This is a genomic window from Thermostichus sp. MS-CIW-40 (genome assembly GCF_054058315.1).
Genome location: NZ_JBSSAC010000006.1, coordinates 74,991 through 97,781, shown reverse-complemented (window position 1 = coordinate 97,781; position 22,791 = coordinate 74,991). Strand labels below are relative to the sequence as shown.

Annotated in this window: 17 protein-coding genes and 1 tRNA gene; 10 read left to right on the top strand and 8 right to left on the bottom strand. The window is 59.3% G+C overall.

The annotated features are described in order from the left end of the window. From ACVWXF_RS03695 to lysS, 3 genes are all read left to right on the top strand, one after another. Nucleotides 1–207: hypothetical protein (locus tag ACVWXF_RS03695; RefSeq protein ID WP_457473664.1), on the top strand; the 207-nt coding region annotated here is incomplete at its 5' end. Between the two features lie 38 nt (nucleotides 208–245). Continuing rightward, nucleotides 246–1,169, top strand: a complete 924-nt coding sequence (locus tag ACVWXF_RS03690) for a Uma2 family endonuclease (protein WP_457473663.1) — start codon at nucleotides 246–248, stop codon at nucleotides 1,167–1,169. Nucleotides 1,170–1,219: 50 nt separating this feature from the next. Then, nucleotides 1,220–2,755, top strand: a complete 1,536-nt coding sequence (lysS, locus tag ACVWXF_RS03685) for a lysine--tRNA ligase (protein WP_457473662.1) — start codon at nucleotides 1,220–1,222, stop codon at nucleotides 2,753–2,755. Nucleotides 2,756–2,848: 93 nt separating this feature from the next. Here lysS and ACVWXF_RS03680 read toward each other — a convergent pair whose 3' ends face one another. From ACVWXF_RS03680 to ACVWXF_RS03660, 5 genes are all read right to left on the bottom strand, one after another. After that, on the bottom strand, nucleotides 2,849–6,661 hold the full coding sequence (locus tag ACVWXF_RS03680) for a tetratricopeptide repeat protein (protein WP_457473661.1): 3,813 nt from the start codon (nucleotides 6,659–6,661) through the stop codon (nucleotides 2,849–2,851). A 157-nt stretch (nucleotides 6,662–6,818) separates the two neighbouring features. Further along, entirely contained in the window at nucleotides 6,819–8,441 is a 1,623-nt protein-coding gene (locus tag ACVWXF_RS03675) for a copper resistance CopC/CopD family protein (RefSeq protein WP_457397587.1), read from the bottom strand. Between the two features lie 17 nt (nucleotides 8,442–8,458). Further along, entirely contained in the window at nucleotides 8,459–9,052 is a 594-nt protein-coding gene (locus ACVWXF_RS03670) for a YcnI family protein (RefSeq protein ID WP_457445163.1), read from the bottom strand. A 62-nt stretch (nucleotides 9,053–9,114) separates the two neighbouring features. Then, a complete protein-coding gene (locus tag ACVWXF_RS03665) occupies nucleotides 9,115–9,462 on the bottom strand; it encodes a hypothetical protein (RefSeq protein ID WP_457445165.1) in 348 nt (115 codons plus the stop codon). Next, nucleotides 9,462–9,803 carry a c-type cytochrome gene (locus ACVWXF_RS03660; protein ID WP_414413566.1) on the bottom strand — a complete coding sequence of 114 codons (342 nt, stop codon included), beginning with the start codon at nucleotides 9,801–9,803 and terminating at the stop codon, nucleotides 9,462–9,464. Before ACVWXF_RS03660 ends, ACVWXF_RS03665 begins: the two co-directional genes overlap by 1 nt. Nucleotides 9,804–9,938: 135 nt before the next feature. On the opposite strand from ACVWXF_RS03660, the gene dnaG reads away from it, so the two are divergent. After that, nucleotides 9,939–11,879 carry a DNA primase gene (gene dnaG / locus ACVWXF_RS03655; protein WP_457473660.1) on the top strand — a complete coding sequence of 647 codons (1,941 nt, stop codon included), beginning with the start codon at nucleotides 9,939–9,941 and terminating at the stop codon, nucleotides 11,877–11,879. Between the two features lie 163 nt (nucleotides 11,880–12,042). Here dnaG and alaS read toward each other — a convergent pair whose 3' ends face one another. After that, a complete protein-coding gene (alaS, locus tag ACVWXF_RS03650) occupies nucleotides 12,043–14,697 on the bottom strand; it encodes an alanine--tRNA ligase (RefSeq protein ID WP_457473659.1) in 2,655 nt (884 codons plus the stop codon). A 303-nt stretch (nucleotides 14,698–15,000) separates the two neighbouring features. Between alaS and ACVWXF_RS03645 the strand changes: the two genes are divergently transcribed. Next, nucleotides 15,001–16,662, top strand: a complete 1,662-nt coding sequence (locus tag ACVWXF_RS03645) for a protein kinase domain-containing protein (protein ID WP_457473658.1) — start codon at nucleotides 15,001–15,003, stop codon at nucleotides 16,660–16,662. 230 nt (nucleotides 16,663–16,892) lie between these two features. On the opposite strand, the gene ACVWXF_RS03640 is transcribed toward ACVWXF_RS03645, so the two are convergent. After that, entirely contained in the window at nucleotides 16,893–17,396 is a 504-nt protein-coding gene (locus ACVWXF_RS03640; RefSeq protein ID WP_457403491.1) for a hypothetical protein, read from the bottom strand. Nucleotides 17,397–17,445: 49 nt separating this feature from the next. On the opposite strand from ACVWXF_RS03640, the gene ACVWXF_RS03635 reads away from it, so the two are divergent. From ACVWXF_RS03635 to ACVWXF_RS03620, 4 genes are all read left to right on the top strand, one after another. Further along, nucleotides 17,446–17,519, top strand: a tRNA-Asp gene (locus tag ACVWXF_RS03635). Between the two features lie 158 nt (nucleotides 17,520–17,677). Beyond that, entirely contained in the window at nucleotides 17,678–18,859 is a 1,182-nt protein-coding gene (locus ACVWXF_RS03630) for an aldo/keto reductase (protein ID WP_457473657.1), read from the top strand. A gap of 134 nt (nucleotides 18,860–18,993) precedes the next feature. Then, nucleotides 18,994–19,263, top strand: coding sequence for a DUF4258 domain-containing protein (locus ACVWXF_RS03625; protein WP_457473656.1), 270 nt, complete (start codon nucleotides 18,994–18,996; stop codon nucleotides 19,261–19,263). Next, nucleotides 19,260–19,514 carry a DUF2283 domain-containing protein gene (locus tag ACVWXF_RS03620; protein ID WP_457473655.1) on the top strand — a complete coding sequence of 85 codons (255 nt, stop codon included), beginning with the start codon at nucleotides 19,260–19,262 and terminating at the stop codon, nucleotides 19,512–19,514. The genes ACVWXF_RS03625 and ACVWXF_RS03620 overlap by 4 nt, the downstream gene beginning before the upstream one ends. A 298-nt stretch (nucleotides 19,515–19,812) precedes the next feature. Here the strand turns inward: ACVWXF_RS03620 and ACVWXF_RS03615 are convergent, their stop codons facing one another. Further along, the gene (locus tag ACVWXF_RS03615; protein WP_414342279.1) at nucleotides 19,813–20,271 is read right to left on the bottom strand and encodes a gamma-glutamylcyclotransferase family protein; all 459 of its coding nucleotides are present in this window, start codon (nucleotides 20,269–20,271) and stop codon (nucleotides 19,813–19,815) included. 89 nt (nucleotides 20,272–20,360) lie between these two features. Here ACVWXF_RS03615 and ACVWXF_RS03610 point away from each other — a divergent pair, with 89 nt between their 5' ends. Then, on the top strand, nucleotides 20,361–22,712 hold the full coding sequence (locus tag ACVWXF_RS03610) for an AAA family ATPase (protein WP_457473654.1): 2,352 nt from the start codon (nucleotides 20,361–20,363) through the stop codon (nucleotides 22,710–22,712). Nucleotides 22,713–22,791 lie beyond the last annotated feature (79 nt).

Genomic DNA, 22,791 nt, shown 5'->3' with positions numbered 1-22,791 from the left:
GGACTCCGTCCCGCTAACGCGATTGGACTCCGTCCCGCTAACGCGATTGGACTCCGTCCCGCTAACGCGATTGGACTCCGTCCCGCTAACGCGATCGGCATCCGCTGCTTCGGTGGCATGTCCATCATGTTCCCGAAAACTTTTGTTACCCTCGAAAAAGGCTACGCCTGCTGGGCAAACAGCTCAGCAGCCTTAGCTGAGCCCTAGTCCGTAGTTAGCAACACCAGCAAGGGATCCCGGTGAGCATGGTTTCCGCACCCTCCAGCCCAGTCCAGCCCTCGATGCCAGAGACGGCATTTCCTCCGCCACCGGATAAAGGCTACACCCGCTGCGCGAACAGCGACCTGGTCATCGAGGATGATGAGCCCGCGGACAGCATTCTCTCCAAAAAGCTGCAGCGCCTGCTCACCAGCGCTCTCTACGCCTCCTTCCAGCCCAAGGCCGAAGACACGGGGGAGCTGATCCCCTTTTTGGCCACGGCCAATGTCGGTCTGTTCTATGCCCTCAAACTGCCTCCCCTGGTGCCCGATGTGATGCTCAGCCTGGAGGTGGCTCCCCCCGCCAGCTTTGAGCGCAAGGAAGATCGCACCTACCTGGTCTGGGAGATGGGTAAGCCGCCGGATGTGGTCATTGAGATTGTCTCCAAGCGCAAAGGGGAAGAGCTGGGCCGCAAACGCAAAGACTATGCCCGCGCCGGCGTCAGCTACTACGCGGTCTACGATCGCACAGCGGGCGTAGCCTCTCCCTTGCGGCAACTAAGGGAACTGCAGGGATCCCCTCTGGCCCTTTTTCAGCGGCGGGGAGGTGAGTTTGTCCCCTTCGCGTCCACATGGCTGGAGGACAAAGGACTCCGTCCCGCTAACGCGAAAGGACTCCGTCCCGCTAACGCGAAAGGACTCCGTCCCGCTAACGCGATCGGGCTGGGCTTAACCCTCTGGCAGCGATCCTTTGAGGTCGTGAATACCGAATGGCTACGCTGGTGTGATCGGGAGGGGCAGGTTTTGCCCACCGGCGAAGAGAAGGCTGCTTTGGAACATCAACGGGCCGAAAGAGAACGCCAACGGGCTGAAGCCCTTTTGGAGCTGCTGCGTTCCCACGGCAAAGGACTCCGTCCCGCTAACGCGAAAGGACTCCGTCCCGCTAACGCGATCGCACCGCCGGCAGCCTGAAAAATCCCGTCCCTAACGGGGCTTCCATTGTCCATTGCCTATCCACTGCCATGTCCACTCTCCCCAGCAGCAGCGAAGTTGCCCAACGGGCCGCCCGCCTGGAAAAAGCCCAACACCTGCGGGAACAAGGGATCCCGCCTTACGCCTATTCTTTTCCTGTTACCCATCTGGCTGCCGAGCTGCAGGAGCAATTTGCCGACCTAGAGCCCGGCGGCGAGCGGGAGGATGTGCAGGTGGCGGTGGCCGGGCGGATCCGGGCGCGGCGGGTCATGGGCAAGCTGGCTTTCTTTACCCTTCAGGATCGCTCCGGCACCATCCAGCTTTACCTGGAGAAGCAACGGCTGACGGAGCATATGGGGGAGTTGGCCTTCAAGAACTTGGACAAGCTCATCGACGTGGGCGATTGGCTGGGGGCCAAGGGCTGCCTCAAGCGCACCGAAAAAGGGGAATTGTCGGTGCGGGTGGACGAGTACCAGGTGCTAACCAAGGCGCTGTTGCCGCTGCCGGACAAGTGGCACGGCCTGCGGGATGTGGAGAAACGCTACCGCCAGCGCTACGTCGATCTCATCGTCAACCCTGAGGTCAAGCAGACCTTGCTCGACCGCGCCCAGATCATCCGCTCCCTGCGGCAGACTCTGGAAGAGCGAGGTTTTGTGGAAATTGAGACGCCAGTGTTGCAGGTGATCCCCGGCGGGGCGGAGGCGCGGCCTTTTGTTACCCACCACAACGCCCTGGATCTGGATCTCTACTTGCGCATTGCCACCGAGCTGCACCTGAAGCGGCTGGTGGTGGGCGGGATCGAGCGAGTCTATGAAATTGGGCGGGTCTTTCGCAACGAAGGCATCTCCACCCGCCACAACCCGGAGTTCACCTCTCTAGAGGCCTATCAAGCCTTCGCCGACTACCACACCATGATGGAGCTGACGGAAACCCTGGTCTGCAACGCCGCCCTGGCGGTGCGGGGATCCCTGCAGCTCACCTACCAAGGGGAAGCCATCGACCTCACCCCTCCCTGGCGACGGGTGACGATGCAGGAGCTGGTGGAGGAGGCCACTGGCATTTTCATCGATGTGGAAAAGGGATGCCCTGAAGAGCTCTTGCCGGCCTTGGCCGCCCAAGGGATCCCCAATCTCTCACCCCAGGACTCCCCCGGCCAGTTGCTGGTCAAAGCCTTTGAGCACTGCTGCGAGAGCCGCCTGCGCCAGCCCACCTTTGTTCTGGACTACCCCCTGGAGGTGTGTCCTCTTACCAAGCCTCACCGCAGCAAACCGGGGTTGGCCGAGCGCTTCGAGCTGTTCATCGTTGGGCGGGAGACGGCCAACGCCTACTCCGAGCTCACCGATCCGGTGGATCAGCGGCAGCGGCTGGAGGCCCAGGCAGCCCTGAAGGCAGCCGGCGATGAAGAGGCCCACTTTCTGGATGAAGACTTCCTCACGGCCTTGGAATACGGCCTACCCCCCACCGGCGGCCTGGGCGTGGGGATCGACCGCTTGGTGATGCTGCTGTGCGACGCTCCCAGCATTCGCGATGTCATTGCCTTTCCGCTGCTGCGGCCCGAGACGGGAGAAGTGGCGGAGGAGGCTTGAGCCGATCCCTCTAACTGTCCATTCAAATCCTATCGATTTCTAAGAGAGGTTGGAGGTGGCCGCGGCGACGGCGCGGAGCCTTTGGGAAGTGTCTCAACCTATTTTGAAATAACTAGCGATAACGTCTTCCAAAAGCCGACCTTCGTACCCTTGCATCTGGAGGGCAGCCTGGAAATCCTGGCAGGCTCTCTGCCAATCCCCAAGGGCAGTCCGGGCCAGGGCGCGGTTGAGGTGGGCCTTGAGGTGGCAGGGATCCCTATCGCTCGCGTCAGCAGTGCAGAGTGTTATGGCTTGGTCGTAGTCGCGGATGGCCGCCGAAAAATCCCCCTGTTGGGCGTAGGCCCAGCCGCGGTTGTTCAAAACCCAGACCCGCTCCTGGGGATCCAGCTCCAGTTGCAGCAGTCGGGTGTAGTCTTCTATCGCTTTGTCCGTCTGTCCCTCGCCATCCCACAGGAGAGCTCGGTGGAGCAAAGCAGAGTGCTCCTGGGGGTTCAAGGCCAGGGCCTGCGTGTAGTCGGCAATGGCCAGCTCAGGGCAATTGGCCTGCCGGTGTAGATCCCCCCGTTGACGGTAGGCCAGGGCAGCATCGGCCACCCCCCAGTTCTGGTCGAGGCTCAGAGCTTGGTTGAGATCCGCCAATGCCGCCTCTTGATCCCCCAAAGCCAGATGCACCCTTGCCCGCAAAGCAAAAGCCTGAGAAGCCTGCGGTTGCTGCTGGATCAGCGCCGTGAAATCGGCCAACGCCCCAGCCAGATCCCCCCTCTCTTGGCGACACAAGCCCCGATACAACAGGGCTTCGGTGACCAGCACTTCTGGATCCCCTGGGCTGGCCAGCTCCAAGACCCGATCCCAATCGGCTATTGCCCCCTCCAGGTTGTGGCGCAGGCGGCGGACTTGGGCCCGCTTCAGGTGGGCCTCCAGATAGAGCTGCCGGGACTGTTCCCCGTCTTGGGCCTCTTCCTGGGTGACTTGGTCGAAGTCGGATTCAGCCTGCGCGTAGTACCCCAGCTCCAAGGACTCCGTCCCGCTGACGCAATCCTGCTCCGCGCGGTTGGTAGGGCCATCGGTGCCGCGCACTGCCAACGTCAACAACAGAGAGCCGCGGGCCAAGCGGGCCATCCTGTGTTGGGGATCCCGCTGCAGCAGACGGTTTAGATCTTGCAAGGCCGCTTCGGTCTGACCCAACTGCTGCAGGGCTTGTCCTCGGTGCCACAGCGCTTCCCTGTGGTCAGGATCCTGCTGCAAAACCCGGCTGAGATCCTGAAGGGCGGCAGCCCAGTTGCCCACCTGCCCATGGGCCATGCCCCGTCGCAGCCAAGCCGTCCAGTCCTGGGGATCCTGCCGCAACACCTCGTCGTAGTCGGCAATTGCTTCTTGCCACCGGCCTAGCCGTCGGCACAACTCAGCTCGCTCTTGGCGCAGATCCCGCCGTTCCGGCTGCAAGCGCACCGCCTCGTTCAACTGCTCCAAGGCCGCCTGCAGATCCCCTGCCTGGATTTGGGCCCGCGCCAGATCTCGGCGGATATCCGCCTCGGCCACTGCCACCCCCAGCGCCAAAGCCTGGTGGTAATCCTGGATGGCCCCCAGCCCATCTCCCAGAGCAGCCCGCACTTGGCCGCGATGGAAATAAGCCAAGCCCGACTGAGGATCCCCTTGCAGGACTTGGTCGAAATCGGCCAACGCCCCCTGCCAATCCCCCAACCGTTGCCGTGCCATACCACGGCGCAGATGGGCATTAACCAGCAGCTCCGGCCCGCGTGGGATCCCAGGCCTCGCCGCCCACTGCAACACCTGCGAGAAGTCCTCACAGGCTGCCGGCCAATCTTCCCGCTCAGCATGGAGTTGGCCGCGGTTGAAGTAGAGCTGAGGGTTCTGCGGATCCCGCTCCAGGGCAGCCGTGTAATCCTGCAGAGCCGCTAGGGGATCCCCCAACAGCCAATGGATTCGCCCGCGGCTGCTGTAGGCACTGGCATCTTGGGGATCCAGAGCGATGGTCTGGCTCAAGTCCGACAAAGCCGCTTCGATGTTGCCCAAGTCCAGGTGGGCAATGCCCCGGTTGAGGTAGGCTTTGGCCATTTGGGGATCCAGCTCCAGGGCGCGGTTGAAGTCTGCCAGAGCGCCGCCGGGATCCCCCAGCCCCTGGCGAGCCAAGCCCCGGCAGAGATAGGCCCGCGACAGGTTGGGATCCAGACGGAGAGCCTGTTCACAATCCGCCAGCGCCGACTCCAGGGCGTTGCTGCTCAGGTAGGCCATGGCCCGCTGCAAGTAGAGATCCGCCTGGGCTGCCGCCTCTGCCTCAGGTAGCTCAGTGGCCTCAGCAGACCGTAGGGATAGGGCCTGAGAAAAGTCTTCAACAGCCCCCTGGGGATCCCCCAACGCTTGCCGGGCCAGGCCCCGGTGGTAATAGGCTTTGCCGTGGCGAGGATCCAACCGCAGCGCTTGGGTGTAGTCCTCGACGGCCCCTTGCAAATCTGACAACTGGACCCGCGCCACTCCCCGGTTGAAGTAGGCTTCCCCGTCCTGAGGGTCCCGCTTGATCACCTCGGAAAAATCGGCTGCTGCCCCCTGCGCATCTCCCAGATGGCCGCGCACCACGCCGCGGTTGAAATAGGCCCGCACATCTTCCGGGTTGAGCTCAATGGCCCGCGAATAATCCTCGATGGCTTGCTGCTGCTGATTCAGTTGCCGGTAAGCATTGCCACGGTTGTAGTAGGCCACCGCCCATTGCGGGTTGAGGCCGAGAGCCTGGGTGTAGTCGGCAACAGCTCCCTCGTAGTCCTCCAGCCGGTAGCGAGCAATACCTCGGTTGAAATAGGCGCGGGCGTCCCCTGCCAGTTGAATGACTTGGGTGTAATCTGCGATGGCCCCTGCCAAGTCCCCACTTTTGTAGCGGGCGCTGCCCCGCTGGCTGTAGGCGCGGCTATTTTGGGGATCCAATTGAATGGCCAACGTACAGTCGGCAATCGCCCCCTGGAAATCCCCTTGGCGGGCTTTCTCCTGTGCGCGGGCCAACAGGCGCGTCACCAAAACCTGATCCACCGAAACATCGCCGAGCGTCGCCTCTTGGGGAAAAGGCAACAGGGGCCGCAGCGCCTCCAACACTTCAGCAGCAGACTGGAAGCGCTCTTGCCAGTGGGGGCAGATCAGGCGATCCAAAATCTCGGCCAGCTCCTCGCTGACCTGAACCAAATCCCGCCAGAGCAGTTGGCCGGTGCGGGGATCGTCCCGGATCTTATGGGGAGGACGACCGATGAGGGCTTGGATGGCCAGCACCCCTACGGAGTACAGGTCGCTGCAGGGCTGGGGCTTGCCGTTGAGCTGTTCGGGCGCCATGTAGCCAACCGAGCCAATCACCGTCGCCAACTGAGTTTGGCCGGGGGCATGGCTGACCAACCGCCCCACTTCCTTGACTGCCCCAAAGTCGATCAACACCAACTTGCCATCGGCATCGCGGCGCATCAAGTTGGCCGGCTTGATATCCCGATGGACGATCTGGTGGGCGTGTACATGGCGCAGGATCTCCAAAATATCCCACAACAGTTTCAAAACCTCGGCCTCGCTCAGCGGCTTGCCCGGGATCAGCTCCTGGCTGAGATCATGCCCGGCAACAAACTCTTGCACCAAGTAAAAATCCTGATCCTGCTCGAAGTGGGCCAAAAGGCGGGGCACTTGGTCGAAGTGGTTGAGCCGGTTGAGAACCTTGGCTTCCCGTTCAAAGAGCTTGCGAGCCGTGGCCAGTGTATAAGGATCCGTGGAGAGGGGGCGAAGGCGCTTGACGACGCAGGGGCTATCGAAGGTGTCTTGATCCACCGCCTTGTAGGTTATGCCAAATCCCCCTTCCCCGAGGGGATGGAGAATGCGATAGCGTCCCCTGAGCACACTTCCCGCTCTGATCTTGTCTTCCATGGCCAAGTCAGTCCCTGAGCGGCGCAGCCTTTTGCCACTGCAAGCTGGCTCGATTCTGCCACAGGCGGACGCCCTTGGGCGGAGCAATCCACAGCTCCTATCCAGGGTCTTTTTCTGCTTTTTCTTTTCGCGATCTTCAATGTCTGTAACAATTCAGTCAGAGAGAAACCGCGATCTGACCTCGCCGCTCTTCAAAATCGCTGATCAGCAGTCTCACCTCGATCTGCCATTCCCCCGCCAGGGCCAGAGGCACATTTTCCACCACAAATTGGCCAGGCCCATCCGGCGCTACAGTGCGGCGTAGAGGGGGGATCCCCTGTTCTGGCAGGGAAAACCCAAGGGTCAATTCCTGGGCCGGGACTCCCTTCACCTCAGCCCGAATTTGATTTTCCCCAGGACGACAGGGCAGAATCCTCAGGTGCAGGCTGCCTTCCGGCCAGTTCAAGCTCTCTTCACAACTGGTCTGCCAACCTGATTCCAGGGGGGATCCCATGCCCTGCCTTCCATTACTGGGAGGAGCCTGGGCCACCAGGAAGCTGGTCAAGGCCAGCACCAGCATCAGCCCCACCAACTCCAGGCGGACGATCCGGCGCAGCGACCGGCCCACCGTCTGCCCACCCTGCTGCAATGCCGGCACCAGCCGAAACTTGTTGTGGGCGCCCAACCCCACCATCATCAGCACCAGCAGCAGCTTGGCCCAGAGATACTGCCCATACGGATGATCCCAGTCCCAGCCGCGGTGGATCCCACCCATCCCCACCCCCGCCAGGATAAGCCCCGGTACCGCCCAGGTGGCCACGTCAGAAAACCGTTGGATGATGCCTACAGATGGGTAGAGAGCAGATTCCTTGCCCAGCAGGCGCTCCAGCCCCCACAACCCTCCCAACCAGAAAGCTGAACCGGCCAGATGCAGCCCCAGCAGCGCCATTGTCCCCATCGGATGCTCACTGGTGAGAGCATGGCCAATGGGCAAAAAGGAGCCGAGCACCAACACCGACCCCATACCGCTGGCCCAGACGGCACCTCCCTCACAGGCCCAGATCAGGATCCCTAGCCCCACCAGCCGCAGCCCTGTACCCCAACCGTAGGGAGAAAGCATCACACGCAGCAGCTCTCGCCCATTAAAGTAAGGGTAGAGCTGGGCCAAATGCAGACTGAAGGCCACCACGGTCAAGCTGAGGGTGATCCAAGCTGTCGCAAAAGCCCAAGATAAGGGCTCCGCCCCGCTGACGCGATCAGAATCGGCGAAACTGCTCCGCTGCCCCCGCAACAGTCGCCACCAGCCCAGCACCCCCACCACAAAGAGGCTGCCCAAGTAGATCCCCCAGCGTACCCCCACCAGCGGCCAGTACAAGGGATCCCTTCCTTGAAGCTGGGTCGCCCTCACCGTCTGAACTCGCTCCGGATCCGCTCCCACCAGGAAAACAAACGAACCGCTTACCGGATGAGAATCGGCAGAAATGGCCCGCCAGCTGACAATGTAAACCCCCTCTGGGATCTCCTGGGGCAGATCCCCCTGCGGCGCGTTGCCGGTGCTCACCACGTTTTCCAAAGCTAGCGCCCGTCCGCTGCTACCCAAAACCTGGAGTTGCGTGATCCGCACCGGCTCATTGAAAACAAGCCGCACCTGTGTCGGCGCTTCCTGCAGCACCGCCCCATCCTCCGGGAAGGTGGAGAGCAAGCTGGCATGGGCAAAAGCGGGCGGGATCCCGGCCACCCACAGCAAGGCGCAGAGGATCCCAGACCAAATCCAAGCAAAACCCCTTTTGGGATGAAACATGCTCCTAAGCAGACCGCTTAGCGGGTACCGTGTCCATGGCCGTGCCCATGGCCTTGACCGTGACCCTGTCCACTGTCTCCACCTGTCAGCTTCAGCAGCGGAGCCGGCTCCGGCAAACTGTTGGGATCCTCGCCAGGCTGAGCCACCTGAATCCAGCGGTACATGCCCTGCTCGCACTCCTGAATCACTGGGATGGGGATGACCTCGCCGGGCCGATCCGGCAGCTTGGCGCGGATGCTGAACTCATCCATGAACTCATCGGGCAGCGAGCCGCCGCTCCAGATCACCTCGGCAACCGTTTCGGTAATCATCTTCCCATGCGACTCATAGGGGGTCTCCAGCGGCTTTTTGACCGTCTCGATTTTCCACAGGGGATGCACCATCGGCTTCACAGAGACGAATCCCTCTGGGATCTGCACCCGCAGGCGAACGGTCGGGGATCCATCGCAGCCATGGGGCACCCGAAAGGTGAGCTTGGCATAGCTGCCCGCCGTGGCCTCTTTGGGATGGACGGTGACATGGGCCCAGGCAGAAGAAAGGGGCAAACAACTCATTCCCAGGGCCAGCAGAGATTTCTTGGCCAGGGTCAAGTAACTTTGCAGACTGAACACTCGCAGATGCTCCTTACAAACCTGTAGAGAAAGAGAAAAATGCAGTGTTTGTTTGTCAAAACCTAGGGATGGTGATGGGATCCGTGGGATTCCGTTACGCTCATGCTGTGCTGTCCCCAACTGGAGAGGCCCATCGACACCAGGCCGGCACTGGCCAAGCCCATCGACACCAGCCCGAAGGAGAGCGCCCCCATAGCCACTAGGCCAATGGAGAGGATGCCGTGGGTCACCACGCCGATGGCCACTACCCCATGGGCAGAAATGCCCACCGCCACCAAGCCATGGGCTCCCACGCCAACCGACAGGATTTTGCGGCGGGATCCCTGTCCTTCACATCCCTGCTCGTGAGGCAGCCGCTCCACTGGTCTCCCCTGGAGCAGGGCTGGATCTTGAGTCTTCTCTTTGGACACTAGCCTCTGCTCCAGTTGTGCTCAGCGCGATCCAAAACGTAGGCCGCCACCGCCTCGATCTCCTCCGGCTTGAGAATCTTGGCAAAAGCCGGCATGGCCCCTTTGCCGTTTCTCACTTGGGCCTGGATCAGCTCAGGGGTGTCTACGTGGTACTCATGAAGAGCCGCCAGAGAAAGGTTTTTCGCTGCCACCAAAGTGTTGCGCCCGTTCAAGTGACAACCCACACATTTGGCCTGAAAGACCTTGGCTCCCAAGGCCAAATCCGGCTCGGCAGAAGCCGCTTGCGGGCTCAAAAAGAGGGCAGAGACTGCCAACAAAAGCCCTATAAAAAGGTTGATCATTCGCATTTTCATCTCAGGGACTGACCGAAAACTAGCCTTTAAGGCCCGCCCATTATCCCAAGCCCGTTGGGCCAGGTCAAAAGACAGCCTGTCGAGTTTCCCCCGGCTACTATAAGGTCAGGATCCCCCGAAGCCATGAGCGGTCTGCCCCCCGATTTCATTCAGTTGGTGCGCCAAAAGGCCGACCTCGTGGAAGTGGTGGCCGAAAAAGTGGTGCTGCGCAAGCAGGGAAAGAACTTCGTTGGGCTTTGCCCTTTCCACAACGACCACAAACCCAGTTTTCAGGTCAGCCCCAGCAAGCAGATCTACAAGTGCTTCTCCTGCGGGGCAGGGGGAGATGTGCTGCGCTTTGTCATGCAGACCGAGCATCTCTCCTTTGCTGAGGCCGTGCGCCACTTGGCGCGGCGATACCACATCCCTCTGCCCACCCGCAATCCCGAGGCGCAGCCCTTGGGATCCCTTGATGAGCGGGAACTCTCCCACCGGGAAAAGCTGCTGGAGATTTTGGCCATGGCCGCCGATTTTTATCAGCATGCCCTCCGCTCCCAGGTGGGAGCTGCCGCCCGCCAGTACCTGCACAGCCGCCACCTGAGCGAAGAAACTTTGCAAAAATTTCAAATCGGCTTTGCTCCCCCCGGCTGGCAATCTCTCTACGAATACTTGGTCAACCACAAGCGCCAACCGGTCAAACTTTTAGAAGAGGCTGGATTGCTGGTTCCCCGCCAGCAGGGATCCGGCCACTACGACCGCTTTCGCAACCGGATCATGCTGCCCATTTTCGATGTGCAGGGGCGGGTGATCGGGTTTGCCGGCAGAGCCTTGGGGGAGTCAGGACAGCCCAAGTACCTCAACTCTCCAGAAACAGAGCTCTTCAACAAAAGCCAGGTGGTCTATGGCCTCAACTTTGCCCGCGATGCCATTGCCAAGGCCGATCAAGTCCTGGTGGTGGAAGGCTATTTCGATGTCATCGCCCTGCATCAGGCGGGGGTTGCCTATGCCGTAGCCGCTATGGGCACTGCTTTGACGCCCCACCAGGTGAAGACCCTGCTGCGCTACACCCAGTCGAAGCGGCTGATCCTCAATTTTGATGCGGATCGGGCCGGTTTGAACGCCGCCAACCGAGCCATTGAAGCCGTTGAAGAACAAGCGCGGCGCGGAGAAATTGAGCTGCGCATTCTCACCCTTCCTGAGGGCAAAGATGCCGACGAGTTTTTGCGGGAGTACAAGAGCTCGGCCCCGCCGACGCGAGCGGTTTCTGAACTGCAAACCCTGATCGAGCAAGCTCCCCTGTGGCTGGATTGGCGAATTGAACAGGTGTTGGCCGGTCGGGATCTGAGCCGAGCCACCGATTTTCAGCAGGCCCGTCAAGCCCTTGTGCAACTGCTGGCCGGTTTGGGTGGACAATGGCGCTCTTTGTATTTGCACAAAGTGGCAGAATTGCTCAGCCGCGGCAACGGTCGCCTCAGTCGAGATTTGGAAGAAGACCTGCGCCGAGCCGTGCGGCAGTACCGCTGGGCCAAACCCCAGCAACCTTCCCTCAATAAGGGATCCAAACTCTTGCAGTCGGAGTCCCATCTTTTGCAGATTTTTCTGCATTTTGGCGAGTATCGCCGCGAAATTCGGCAAACTTTGCTGGAGCGAGAGCTGCAATTTAGTTTTCGCCCCCACCGGGAGCTGTGGCAGCGGATCTTGGAACTGATCTCGGCACAGCCGGAGCTGGAAGAGCAAGAAGAGACGTTGCTGACGGCTTTGCGCACCCTCTGTGCCCAAGATGAGCAGCTCAACGAGCGCCTCAGCCATCTGCTCTGGTTGGACGAAAATACCCGCGTAGCCCTGATGCGTCCACGGATGGTGGTGCGGGCCGCCATTGCCAACATGGAGCTGGAAATTCGCCAGAAGCGCTACCGCTACTGGACCCAACTGTGGGATCAAGCCTTTTCCGAAGGCAACACTGCCCTGGCCGCCCAGTACCAGGCCAGCATCCAGCAGGAATACCAAGCGATTCAGGCGCTGCAGCGGCAGGTGCAACTGAGCCTGGAAGACATGTCGGAAACCCCACTGGCCGAAGATTTATAGTCATTTCGATTCAAACTAGGACACTAAACCCATAACCCAATACGGGGCCAGAAGGCTTCCCTCAATAGCCCAGGCGTCTCACCCTAAACTGAACAGCACTCTAAACTGAACGACTGTAGTGGCTGATGGACGGCCTGTTGCTGCTCAAAAGGGCTTCGCTCCCCTAGCGCGAGATCAGCTCCGCTTGCAACCGCTCCCGGGCCACCCGCAAAGCCTCTGGCAATTGTTCCGGCTGTTTGCCCCCAGCTTGGGCCAAGTTGGGCCGTCCGCCACCACCGCCCCCAGTCAGTTTGGCGATCTCGCCGATGAAGGATCCCGCCTTCAGGCCAAGTTGCTGCACAGCAGGGCTAAAGGCAGCCACCAGGCTGACCTTGCCGGCTTCCGGCACCGATCCCAGCACCACTGCCCCTTCCCCCAGCTTGTGGAGCAGATGCTCGGCAGCGGTTTTGAGGGCCTCAGGGGTGGTGGATCCCAGCTCGGCCACCAGCACCTTGAGATCTCCGACGGCAACCGCCTGGGCCAGCAAACGTTCGGCCTGCACCAAGGCCAACTGGCTGCGCACCTCCTCCAGCTCCTTCTGAGCAGCTTTCAGCTCCGCCTGTAGGGCGGCAACCCGCTCCGGCAGTTCCTGGGGCTTGGCTTTGAATTGGGCGCTCAGCTCCCGCACCACCCTGTCCCGCTCGTTCAGGTATTCCAGCACAGCCGGCCCGGCCACGGCCTCGATGCGACGGATCCCAGCAGCCACCCCGGTCTCGGCGATGATCTTGAACAGGCCAATCTCGGCGGTGTTGTTGACGTGGGTGCCGCCACACAGCTCCATCGACACCCCCGGAAAGTCGATTACCCGCACCTCGGCGCCGTATTTTTCCCCGAACATGGCCACGGCACCTCTGGCTTTGGCTTCGGCCAGGGGCATGATCGCCACCTGAGCAGCATGGGCCTCGGCAATCCAGGTGTTCACCAAGTTCTCGATCTGTTCCAGCTCCTCAGGGGTGACTGGCCGGGATAGGGTGAAATCAAAGCGCAGCCGGTCAAAAGCCACCAGGGATCCCGCCTGACCAATCGAGGGATCGACAATTCTTTTCAGGGCCGCCTGCAGCAGGTGGGTGGCGGTGTGGTGGGCTTGGGCGCGCCGCCGACAGGCCAGGTCGATTTGGGCTTGGACGGGATCCCCCACCCGCAGGATCCCGCGTTCCACACGGCCAAAGTGAACGAACAGATCCCCTTGCTTTTGCACATCTTCAATCCGCACCAGCAGGCCGTCCCCAGAAAGGTAGCCCCGGTCGCCAATTTGCCCGCCGGACTCGGCGTAGAAGGGCGTGCGATCCAAAACGACCTGCACTGCCTGCCCTGCCTCCACTTGGGGCACCGATTTCCCCTCGACCAACAGGGCCTCGACCACGCCGCGGGCAGAAGATTGGCTGTACCCCAAAAACTCCGTTTGGCTGAGGAAATCCGCCAGCTCGTCCAGGGATCCCTGGGCCGTGAGATCGATGGTTTGGTGGGCGGCGCGGGCCCGCTGCCGCTGTTTCTCCATTTCTTGTTCAAAGCCCTCCAGATCCACACTGAAGCCGTGTTCTTGGGCGATTTCTTGGGTCAGCTCCAGCGGAAAACCGTAGGTATCGAAGAGCTTGAAGGCGTCGGCGCCGGAGATCTGCTTTGGCGAGCTGCTGTCACGGCGGGAAGATTCGACGGCAGTAAACAAATCCAGCAGCAGCCGTTCCCCCCGCTCCAGGGTTTTGAGAAACTGCTCTTCCTCCCGTTGCAGCTCGGTCTTGATCAGGGTTTCTCGCTCCCGCACCTGAGGATAGGCAGCCTCGGCCAACTGAATCGCGGTCTCGATCACCGGGATGGTGAAAGGCTCGCCGATCCCCAGCAACCGACCGTGGCGCACCATTCGCCGGATCAGCCGCCGCAGCACATAGCCCCGATCCACATTGGAAGGAAGCACCCCATCGGCAATCAAATGCATCACTGCCCGCGCGTGATCCCCGATCACCTTCAGGGAGATTTGCTGCTCCGGGTCGGCCTTGGAGTAGTTCAGCCCGGCGATCCCAGCCGCCGTTTGAATGATGGGAAAGATCAAGTCCGTCTCGTAGTTGTTGGGCACCCCCTGCAACACTTGGGCCAACCGCTCCAACCCCAGGCCGGTGTCGATGTTTTGCTTGGCCAGCGGCATCAGGTGACCTTCGCTATCCCGGTTCAGCTCCATGAACACCAGGTTGTAGATCTCCAGAAAGCGGGAGTCATCCTCCAAATCGATCCGCTCATCCCCCAGCTCCGGCTTGAAGTCGTAGTAAATCTCAGAACAAGGGCCACAGGGGCCGGTGGGGCCGGCAGCCCAGAAATTATCCGCCTCTCCCATGCGCTGGATGCGGTGGGCCGGGATCCCTACCTCATCTCGCCAGAGGGCAAAAGCCTCCTCATCTTCGCGAAAGACGCTCACCACCAGCCGTTCCGGGGGCAGGCCGAACACCTCCGTCACCAGCTCCCAGGCCCAGGCAATGGCCTCTTTTTTGAAGTAGTCGCCAAAGCTGAAGTTGCCCAGCATCTCGAAGAAGGTGTGGTGGCGCGCCGTTCGGCCCACGTTCTCGATGTCGTTGGTGCGCACACATTTCTGGGCCGTTGTAACCCGTGGGTACTCCGGATCCCGTTGCCCCAGGAAAATGGGCTTAAAGGGCAACATGCCGGCAATGGTCAGCAGCACCGTCGGATCTTCGGGCACCAAGGAGGCGCTGGGCAACACCTGGTGGCCCCGCTGGGCGTAGAAGTCCAGAAAAGTTTGCCGAATGGCGGCACCGGAAAGCGCTGGAAACATGACAGGCGAAGATGGCTGTATTCATCGAAGATGGCTGTATTCATCAATTCTAAGTTTTCCCTCTGCAGGGCAGTCCAGCCCTTGTTGTTCTCCTCTGTTCCACCAAACCCCATCCGCCGAAAACCTAAGCGATTTGTCCGATGAACCTCAGGGCGGGCAGACGCTAAGATCAGCCTATCTGAGGCAGTTGTGCAAGATTTGTTTCTTCTTGGTCTAACCTGTATGTATCTCTCACAACTTGCCTGCCAACTTCTTGGCTCCGTCTCGGTTGTCCGGATCGCCAGCCGGTAACCCCAAACTGGTATGCTCACTTGCTACTGCCTTAACCCTGCCTGTTTGCACCCGGAAAACCCGGCGGATGCCTCTACCTGTGCCTCTTGTGGCCATCCCCTCCTGCTGCGCAATCGCTACCGGGCCTTCAAGCGCATCGGCCAGGGGGGATTTGGCTCTACCTTTTTGGCGCGGGATGAGGACATGCCCTCCAAACCTTGGCGGGTGATCAAGCAGTTGCGCCCGGTCGAGGGATCCCCGCAACTGGCCAAGCTGGCGGAGGAGCTCTTCAATCGCGAGGCCCAAGTGTTGGAGCGCCTGGGCGAACATTCGCAGATCCCCAAGCTCTACGCCCACTTTCAGGAAGGCGGCAAGTTCTACTTGGTGCAGGAATTTATCCAGGGCACCACCCTCTCGCAAGAAATGCGTCGCAATGGGCCCTTTTCCGAAGAACAAACCCGGCAGGTGATGCAGGAGGTGCTGCTGATCCTCAGCTATGTCCACAGCCAAAACACGGTTCACCGAGACATTAAACCCGCCAACCTGATTCGTCGCAAAGAAGATGGTCGATTGGTGCTGATCGACTTTGGGGCCGTCAAGCAGCTCGGCCCGGGCCAGGATTCGGCAGAAGAGGCGACGGCCATTCGCTCGCTGGGCTTTTCTCCCCCAGAGCAAGTAGCCGGCCAGGCGGTCGGTCCCTCTAGCGATCTCTATGCCTTGGCGGCTACCTGCATCAACTTGATGACGTTGGAATCTCCGGCCAAGTTTTATAACCATGAAACGGGACAGTGGGATTGGTCGGATTGCCTGCAGCTCAGCCCGGAATTCGACGCCATTTTGCACCGCATGTTGCAGCCGGCCATCAATCAGCGCTTTGCCACCGCCACCGAGGTCTTGCGGGCGTTGCAAGGGATCCCGGTGGAAGAGGCAGGCGGCCCGATCTCTCAGCCGATTGTGTTGCCCAGCTCTCCCCTGTCTGCCAATCCCAGCACATCGGTGATCTCCGGCTACTGGGCCAAGCGCCGCTCGGGTGATTTCGTGCCCACACCCCTACCTCAGTTCACTGCAGGGGGAATGACAGCCAGCAGCCCGCTATCCATCCCCTCTGAGTGGGGGAGCACCACCGGTTTTACCCAACTGGGCCGAGCCAGCAGCATCACAGGCGGCGGACGGATCAAGCCGGCTACCCCACCGCGGATCCCTTCCATGGCGGGGGCCGATCTACGGGGCAAGTCCTTTGCCAACCAAAACCTAGCCGGCTATGATTTGCGCCAGGCCGATCTGCGGGGGGCCGATTTCTCAGGGGCCAACTTGCAGGGGGCGGATCTGCGCGGGATCCTCTTCAACACCCCTCAACCCCATTGGCTACGGGTTTTGAGCCAACTGTCTGGATCGGCCAAAACATTGGGAGGGATCCTGACAGGCTTGGGGGGGCTGCTGGGCTCAGGGATCCTGGCCTTTTTGCTTGTCCGCCTGACCACGGGCAATTTGGTTTATGCTTTAGGAGCGGCTGGGATCGCCTTGGTGGTGGCCAGCTCGGTGATCTGGTCGATGGCCGGCAGGGTTCGTTTGGCTCGATACCCAGAAGAAAAGAGCAAGCGCTTTACCAACTTTTGCAAAGCGGATCTACGGGGGGCGCGGATGGACGAGAAGCTACGGAAGTTTGCCCGCCGACAGGGAGCCATCTTGAGTTGACGCAGGGCGGATTGCGGATCTGGCGGATCTGGAATTTTGCGTTGCGATCTTTAACTTTAATAGTTTTAATAGTTTTATAGTTGTTTCAGGTTAGGATGAGACGCCTGGGCTACTGATCGAGCAAGCGGGACGGAGTCCTTAGAAAAGCCTTCTGGCCCTCCGCATTCAACGCTTTGTCCTAGTTTGAATCGAAATGACCACAAAACCATAAAAGAGAAAAGTTCAAGAGCTCAAGCCATTGAAGGGGGTGGAGAGGCCCATCTGCGAAGAGACCGGTTGACCTGTTCCGTCAGAGCTCGGCAGGCTACGGTTTTGCCCTGTTGCCGATCCCCAGCTTGGTCGTAAAAGACGATGCCATCGGCCCGAGAAAGGCCCAACGCCAAGAACAACAGCTCCAAGACCCCAAAAGAAGCGGTCTCCAGCTCCGGCGCTCGATCCTTAAGCTCTGCCAGCGTGGTGTGGGCATCTTCCAGGTGGCCGAAGGCCGGGATCCACAGATGAGTTGCCGGCTCGGATCCCTCTGAGGATGAGTCGCCAGCAGCAGGATCCTCGACCACCCGCACCGTCAGCCAGCCGCCATCGGGGTAGCGCAAGGTGGTGTATTGCAGGTGATCCAGGTGTTGGGCCACCTGAGTGAGCACATCCGCCACCTGTTGCATCGCCGCCGTTGGGATCCCATTTTGCGGAGCGGTATCCACAAGGGTTGCGGCCTGTGCTGCCAAACTAACCACCATGATTGACAACAATCCTCGTCCACATCCAGAATAGATATTCGCAGCGATTGGGGCTGTAGTTCAATTGGTTAGAGCACCGCCCTGTCACGGCGGAAGTTGCGGGTTCGAGCCCCGTCAGCCCCGTACTCCTAAAACACTCTAGCTTAGTCGCTCTCCTGCAGCCTCATATCTCCAGACTGATCTGATTTCTGATGGAGACTGCTGCGCAACGCGGTTGGCCTGGGGTTTAAGCTTCGGCGGTGGGGCCACTCTAAAATGGGGCTTAGTCCAGGGGAAAAACCATGCAGTATCGCAGATTTGGGCGTACCGAGCTGTCTATGCCCGTGCTGAGCTGTGGTGGCATGCGCTATCAACACAGTTGGCAAGATACTCCTTGGTCAGGGATCCCAGCGGCAAGCCAGCAGAACCTGGAGGCGACGATTCGCCGGGCCTTGGAGGTGGGCATCAACCACATCGAAACTGCCCGCGGCTATGGCACTTCTGAAATGCAGTTGGGCCGCATTTTGCCGCTCTTTCCCCGGCAAGATCTGATTGTGCAGACGAAAATTGGCCCCAGCGCCGACCCGCAGCAGTTCCTGGCCAAGTTCGAGCAATCGATGAGCTACTTGAACCTCGATTATGTGGATCTGCTGGCCATCCACGGGTTGAATACCTGGGAAGACTTGGAGCACAGCCTGCGTCCAGGGGGGTGTCTGGAGGTGTGTCAGCGCCTAGTACGGCAGGGACGGGTGCGTTTCGTTGGCTTCTCCACCCATGGGCCAACGGAGTTGATCGTGGAAGCCATACGGTCAGGGGGCTTCGATTACGTCAACCTGCACTGGTATTTTGTCAACCAGACCAACTGGCCTGCCATTGAGGCCGCTGCTCAGCAGGATATGGGGGTATTCATCATCAGTCCCTCGGATAAGGGGGGCAGGCTTTACGATCCGCCCGCCAAGCTGGTGCAGTTGTGCCAACCCCTCAGCCCGATGGTCTTCAACGACCTGTTCTGTCTGTCCCATCCCCAGGTTCACACCCTCAGCATTGGGGCAGCTCGGCCCAGCGATTTTGATGAGCACCTGCGGGCGGTGGAGCTGTTGGATCGGGCTGATGAGCTGTTGCCGCCGATCCTGGCCCGCCTAGAGCAAGCTTTGATCGAGAAGGTGGGAGAGCACTACGCCAAAACTTGGCACCAGGGCCTGCCTCGCTACGACCAAACCCCCGGACAAGTGAATATCCCGTTCATTCTGCTGCTGCGCAATTTGGTCTTGGCCTATGACTTGGTGGACTATGCCAAGAGCCGTTACAACCTGTTGGGCAATGCCGGCAGTTGGCTCCCCGGCCAGCGGGCAGACAAAGTGGATGCCGAAGCCCTGCGACCTTATCTTATCCACAGCCCCCACCGCGACCGGATCCCGGCTTTGTTGCAAGAAGCCCATCGCCTGCTCTCTGGAGCTGAGGTGAAGCGCCTATCTCAGAGCTAGCTTGCTCAGGGATCCCCCCGTTTGACGGTCGAGATCCGGTGGAGAAGATGATATGGCAAGGTTTACTCTTTAACCGCAGGAAAAAAAGAGTTGTCAGCTCCCGCCAGCGGCTCCTTATCTCATTTGGGTAGCTCGTGTTAGAGTCTGAGCACTTTCGGCTATCTGAGCATGCGTTGAGACGGCTGCAGCAGCGACAAGAGATCGCAAGCCAGTGGATCGAGAGAGTTCTGAGCTGCCCTGACTACGTACAAGTGGATCCCAAAGATCCTCAGCTCAAGCAAGCCTATGGTCGAATTCCGGAGTACGGCAATCGCCTCCTGAAGATTGTTTACGATGAATCAACGGATCCTTGGACAGTGGTGGCTATCTTTTTTGATCGAACAATGGGGAAAAAGCTGCCATGAGACCTTTCATCGAGTTTGATCCTGATGTGGGTGCTGGATATATTCGTTTGACAACAGCTCAAGTCCAAAGCTCGGAGGAGATTGCCCCTGGGGTTGTTTTGGATTTCGACAAGGAAAATCAACTGGTTGGAGTTGAGGTTCTCTCTGTTCATCGACAAATGGATAGCGACATTAAAACGCTTCCGCAAGAGATTCAAGACTACATCGTTTTATTGAGAAACTCCGTGTTGCAAGAACAGTTACTGAGTTAGATGAGAGTCTGGCAACACTAGCCCCACCGCATCTGTAGACGCAAGAGGAGTACCATTGCGATGGCCAGCCTTTTACTGTGGCCTGTTTGGCATGGTTGTAGGTGATTGAGATAACAGTCGCCGACCTTTCGGATTGCCAACGGATGTGCCGTCACTTTTATCGGATAGGCCGCACTCTCTTGGATCTGGACGCTGCCAAAACCGTTCGGGATCAACCCACCTGGTTTGAGGCTCCATCTTAAGGTCAGGGGCAGGAACCTGTTTGCCAGCAGCCTCAATCCCCTTGGACAGAGTGCTCTCAGCCACCCAACCCCATCGCTTCAATTTGATGAATGTAGTCGGGGGGAAGCCCATGCTCTCGTGCCCCCTTCAAGATTCCTTGAAGATATCCCTCGCTTGGGATCAATGAATCATCAATGAATGAATCTCCCGCCACGTAAGTCATTGCTTCGATCACTTCACCCTCATCGCTTCGAACCTGAACCTGCTGGCGACGGTAATGACCTCCCGGAATTCCTTCATACCGATCCATCCTCTCCAGCCTGTCCGAGCTGCACAGATAGGCAACTCCCCACACAACCCCAGAGGGATCCCGGACAATGTTGGCCTTGCCGGTTCCATCGTTGCCGCGCTTGTTGAACGTCAGGCGGTATCCCTGCAAACGAGCACGCCTAGCTTCCTTGAAATCAACAGCACGGTGTCCCATCTGCTGGGCATCTAGGTTACTTCCGTATGCAAAATACCACTGCTCACTCATCTCTAGTTCCCTTGGTGTCGGGTGAACCCGCCTACCCAGAATTACACTGAGATATTGAGCACATTAGCATCACGGGATCCCGCCCCTCCATGAGCTACTTGGTTATCGACACCGAGGGCAACCCCAACCTCAAAGAAATCGCCCTTATCGACAGCAGCGGCCAGCTCATCTACCACGCCTACACCCAAGAATACTCGCCCCACCACCCCCAGCCCAAGCCCCTGACCCAGATCGTTGCGGATCTACAGCGCTTGACACAAGGTAAAACCCTTGTTTTCCACCATGCAGATCACGACCTAAAAATCCTTAAACAAGCCTTTGACCAAGTTAACCAAGATTGGCTTCCTAACCCCATCTTCTGTACTTGGTCAGCCGCCAAGCAATGTTTTCCCAACCTCGCCGGTTACGGACTCGAGTACCTGAGCAAACATCTTGGGATCCAACTGGAGAGCGGTTACTTCAACTCCAAACTGGCCCACGACGCCAGCTACGATGCCCTCTTTACCTACCACCTCTATCGCCACCTCACCCACGCTCAGCTCAAAGCCCAGAATGTTCCCAATCCTTTCGCCAACAGCAGAGTTGACAATCCCTTTCAGCATTATCCCGACGAGACCACCATCTATCAGCCTCAGTACCAGCAGCTCACTGCCACCCTACAGGACATCCAACGGGATCCCAACCACCAGAGCCGAGGGGTTGTCTTACTGGGAGAACCTGGATCCGGCAAGACCCACCTGATCATGCGGGTGGCCCAAAACCTCCTGCGCCACAACCGTCTCCTGTTTATCCCTCAGCCCACCCATCCCGACAACATCTACCACCACATCTACAGCCACACCCTGGAATCCCTGCGCGAACGGGTAGATGCCCATCACCACACCCAGCTCGACTACTTGATTGCCAAGAGCTTTGTGGAAATCTTGAAAACCTTCCCCCAAACCTCAAAAACTGAAGAGCTTCTCTCCCTTCTCACGGCGGATCCCCTCAACCTCTTTCATCGCCTGGGAGCAGAAGGCACCGAGCGTCGTCGTCAGCAATGGCAAGCCATTGAAAAACTGGTTCTGCGCTGGTGGGCAGAGCAAAACTTCCTTACCGGTTCCACCGAAAACATTCTCAAGGGCATCATCAAATACTGCAGCTACAGGGATCCCAACCGCCGTCACCAGATCATCCGCTGGCTCAGCGGTACCGACCTGGATCCTGAAGAAACCAACTTGATTGGGTTGCCCCCTTGGAGTGCAGATCTGGATCGCAACACCTTTGCCCTAGAAGGGATGAAAGTCATCGGCAGGCTTTCGCTGCTTGACCAGCCCCTGATCATTGTCTTCGACCAATTGGAGGCTCTGGGCCGAGAGGAAAATCGAGATATCCTTCTCAACTTTGGCGATGCTCTAAAAGAGCTTTTTACCCGTATTCCCAACAGTTTGTTTGTCCTTAATTTGTTTCCTGATCGTTGGCAACATTTCCAAACCCAATTTGACCGGGCTACCGTCGATCGCCTCTCCCAAACCGTCCTCTCCCTAGATCTCCCCTCTCTTCCCCAGCTTCAAGCCCTTCTCCAGAGCCGCCTGCCTTCAGGGATCCACCTCCAAGCTCTCTTTACCGCCGATGACCTAAGCGATATTCTTGGTCAACCCTCCATCCGGGCCATTCTCAACCGGGCCTCAGCCTACTATCGCCACTACATCAACGGGATCCCTCTCCCCCCACGGGTACAAGCTCTGCCCACTGCCAGCGACCTGCCCGCCCGCGTCCAGCGCCTCGAGACTGAGCTGCAAACCCTCAAACAACTGCTCATCCCCCTTCTGCCTGCCCACGGCCCCTCCATCGTTCTATCTCCACCCCTTCGGGATCCCAGCCGATCTGCCGATCTTGTTGAGACGCTGGATCCCTATCTCCGCACCACTGAGGCTCAGCTCCGCGCCGCCTATCCCCAAGAGGCGATCATCGACAGCACAGCCGATATCGGCAAATTGCGCACCATCGGCAATGCCCTACAAGGGATCCATCCCCTCCCCATGAGCACCCTGAGACTGGGCCAACGCAAACTTCCAGATCACCTCTATTTCTCCGCCCAGAAGCGGGTGATCGCCTTTATCCAAGTGGGTCCCAGCAGCATGTATGGACAGCTCAATAACTTCAACCAATTGGTGATTGCTCACCCTGAGCTTCAGTTTCTTTTGCTACGGGATGCCCGCCTTAAGCCTCCTTCCAAAACGGCTACCGCCACCCAAGCGGCCTTGGCCGCCCTCAACAACAGCCCCAATGGCAAGTATGCTCTGCTCACCCAAGACGACCGCATCCATCTGGAGCTTATGCACAGGATGATCACCGACATCCAAAACCGCGACCTGGAAATCGACCTGACCCAAGCCGTTCGGTATTATCTTGACCACAGGGATCCCCCCCTTATTGCCTGGATCCTGGGCCGTGATTAAGCGCTCCAGATCCGTCGAAACCCCATGTTGTTCAAGGTCGGCTCCGCATCGGGATCCAGCACCGTAAAACCGGGATCCC